General features: G+C 41.4%; 1 pseudogene. It reads right to left on the reverse strand.

The features are described from left to right. Positions 1-297 (reverse strand): annotated as a pseudogene (locus ERX27_RS11285) (hypothetical protein); the annotation flags it as partial.

Genomic DNA, 297 nt, shown 5'->3' on the forward strand with positions numbered 1-297 from the left:
CTTTTTCCTGAACTTCATTCACTTTTTGAGTGGCCTGCTCTTTTACTTCGCCTACTTTTTGAGCCACTTGCTCTTTTACTTCAGGTGCTTTTTCTGCGACTTTTTCTTGAATTTCATTCGCTTTTTGAGTGGCCTGCTCTTTTACTTCGCCTGCTTTTTGAGCCACTTGCTCTTTTACTTCAGGTGCTTTTTCTGCGACTTTTTCCTGAACTTCATTCACTTTTTGAGTGGCCTGCTCTTTTACTTCGCCTACTTTTTGAGCCACTTGCTCTTTTACTTCAGGTGCTTTTTCTGCGA

Origin of the sequence: Macrococcus brunensis, from assembly GCF_004359615.1 — a bacterium.
GTDB classification, from domain to species: domain Bacteria; phylum Bacillota; class Bacilli; order Staphylococcales; family Staphylococcaceae; genus Macrococcus; species Macrococcus brunensis.